Raw genomic sequence first — 2,602 nt, forward strand, 5'->3', positions numbered from 1 at the left:
TTGAGCGTACGCAACTCTTCTATATTAGGTGCATTTAAGCTGACATAATATTACCTGCTGCATCCGCTGAAAATCCCTATCTGCTGAAACGATAGTCAATCCATGGCGCAATGCGATTGCAGCAATCCACAAATCGTTATCACTAATCCCTAATTCTTGAATTTTGGTTTTTCGTCGCTTCTTTAGGTCTTTCGGTCCAAAATACTGCAATATCTCGGCTTTAAATTGACCATAGATATCAGCTGTTTCATTATCTACTGGATAGATATAAATACCTTGAAGAAAGGCTTGTACTCGTGCTATATTTTTAGCCTTTTTTTGGGAATTTTGAACCATGAACATGAGTTCCCCCCGAACAATAGTACAGGTATAAACTGCTACATTACCTTTCTCCCACATCCGCTGAAGTACGGCTGGATTGCCTGCAATTAGCAAACTACAATGGTTAGTATCCAGCAAATACATTATTCAAACGCCACTTCAGAGCGGTTTTCATAAACCAGGCGAAGACATTCTTCTAAGTCATCACCCTCCCAGGTTCCTGCGTATTTCAATAGAGACTGGGCAGTAGACCTAGGAGGAAAAGATGTGGGCTTGTGGGGAGACTCAGTGTGTGCTTGATCAGACAGAACAATAACCCGAACTCGTTTTCCTGCTAGTTTTTCCCCTTGATCAATAATCTCTTCCCAGGTTCCTTCTAATTCTAGGGGGTCTGCGGTCATAGAGTTTTTTGAGTATAATTATCTCTCTAGTTTACTCGATATCGAACCCCTTCACCAGTATTTATAGGGTCTTAATATACTCTCGAAAAAGAAGAGATTGAGCCCCTGAGATTGGTTGGGCTTAAGGCAAATTAATTGGGGTTGGGGACAAATACAGTCAATCCGTTGGGAATACATTCAACTTTGATAGGAGTTGTTCCAATCACTTCTCCATCCACAACCACTTTCTGAGGCGGATCTGTGGCGATTTTGATACTGTCGGTTCGGACATGATGAATATTTTCTTGGTTGGGTGCCAGGTTAACCAACGCGGCACCGAAGGCATTGACCATTGATGTGACCGCCTGAAGTTTTGTGTCTACTTTGGCGATGGTGACATCCAGTAACCCGTCGTCGTAAATAACTTCACCCATTCCTTGGGCTAACACTGAGGTAGGGGGAGCCGCGTTAGCCACAGTAATAGCCCCCACCTCAACTCGATAGATCTGGTCTTCAATTTCCACAGCCGCATCAAATAGCTCTTGTTCATCCAGTTGTTGCCATCCCGCTACCAGATAGGCCAGTACCCCCCACTGATCCTTGAATTCTCGGCTGGCTTTATCCACCATTTCTGCTTCAAAACCAATTCCGGTTAATAAAATCATGGGGGTGTCGTTACAGCGAGCCGCATCAATCACTTTGGTATAGCCTTCGGAAATGATGCGACAGGCGGCGCGAATGGGCATTACTCTGCCACCAATGCCCAACGCCTGACAAAAGGCATTAGCGGTTCCTCTGGGAATAATGCCAAGGGGAATATTGGTATCAATCAGCTGACTGGCAACGGCGGATACGGTGCCGTCACCGCCAGAGGCAATGATCAGATCGGCGTGGGCTGCGATCGCTAGTTTGGTCAATTCTTCCGCCGTAATTTCTGGGGTAGTTTGATGGATCTGGAGATTGAAATGGGCACCCAACATGTTTTCAATAATGGTCAATTCATGATCGGAGTCTCCTTGACCAGCCACTGGATTAAAAATAAGGTGAGCCACTTGGGTCCGGGCTAGGGCACTGATGACCAGTTCTGCAGTAGCTAAGTTGGTGGCGATCGCTACATCATGGGCATCACAAATCCGTAACAGAGGCTGAATATCAGGTTCATGGGATTTAGCATGGAGTGCATCGATGAAGAAAAACACAGCACAGACCTTTCCCTCCGCCACCGCTGCAAACAACTGGGCATCTCCACCGATAGGACCAGGGAGTAAGCAATCAACAGGTAAACCAGTGGAGTTTTGAATTTGTTTCCCTGTGTTCCCTGTAGCAATTAAGGTGTAGCGAGAGAAAACGATGTGGTGGCGCTTGACAAAAGCCACTATATCATTTTTCTTGTTGTCGTGGGCAATCAGGGCAATAGTTGCAGGCATACTACTGTACCGGAAGTCAAAACCGAAATTCTCAAAGGCCAATGGGCAAATGACCTAGTATTTTCGTCATTATTGTAAAGCGTTTATTCCAGTTGTGTAGTCAAGCTATAGAGAACTCGATACTAAGTTACCGTCAAAGGTACAACTTCCCCATCTCCCTATCTCCCTATCCAACCAATCTACTATCTTTGAATGCAACTCGGTATAAGTTTCTTCATATTCATAGATAAAAGTACAAGCCGCAACATAAAAGTTTACAAAAAAACTATTGAACTTTTGAATTACTTTATGGTATGTTTATATGTGATCAGAATTTTTTTGGATATTCTAGTTTTTTCATCTTCTAGTCTTTAGCTTTTCCTTGAGGGGGAGGTTTTTACTAACTTTTTCTTCCCCATTTTTTTTTGCTTGTTTTTATGGGGAATCGGGAATCGGGAATCGGGAATCGGGAATCGGAACCCACCCCTAACCCCT

At 44.2% G+C, this 2,602-nt stretch carries 3 protein-coding genes; all 3 read right to left on the reverse strand.

All coding sequences use genetic code 11. The features are described from left to right. Positions 1–24 precede the first annotated feature (24 nt). The 3 genes from AC4II3_RS32375 to mgsA all read right to left on the reverse strand — a co-directional run bounded on the left by AC4II3_RS32375 (position 25) and on the right by mgsA (position 2,128). Entirely contained in the window at positions 25–465 is a 441-nt protein-coding gene (locus tag AC4II3_RS32375; RefSeq protein ID WP_488017158.1) for a type II toxin-antitoxin system VapC family toxin, read from the reverse strand. After that, on the reverse strand, positions 465–722 hold the full coding sequence (locus tag AC4II3_RS32380; RefSeq protein WP_488017160.1) for a hypothetical protein: 258 nt from the start codon (positions 720–722) through the stop codon (positions 465–467). The genes AC4II3_RS32375 and AC4II3_RS32380 overlap by 1 nt, the downstream gene beginning before the upstream one ends. 131 nt (positions 723–853) lie before the next feature. After that, positions 854–2,128: a methylglyoxal synthase gene (gene mgsA / locus AC4II3_RS32385; protein ID WP_488017162.1), complete on the reverse strand. Its 1,275-nt coding sequence runs from the start codon at positions 2,126–2,128 to the stop codon at positions 854–856. Between the last annotated feature and the right edge of the window lie 474 nt (positions 2,129–2,602).

It is taken from the genome of Moorena sp. (assembly GCF_982860115.1).

What these genes read in the sequence shown, in the direction of transcription:
- AC4II3_RS32375 (WP_488017158.1), bottom strand. Translation starts at nt 465, where the DNA reads ATGTATTTGCTGGATACTAACCATTGTAGTTTGCTAATTGCAGGCAAT.
- AC4II3_RS32380 (WP_488017160.1), bottom strand. Translation starts at nt 722, where the DNA reads ATGACCGCAGACCCCCTAGAATTAGAAGGAACCTGGGAAGAGATTATT.
- mgsA (WP_488017162.1), bottom strand. Translation starts at nt 2,128, where the DNA reads ATGCCTGCAACTATTGCCCTGATTGCCCACGACAACAAGAAAAATGAT.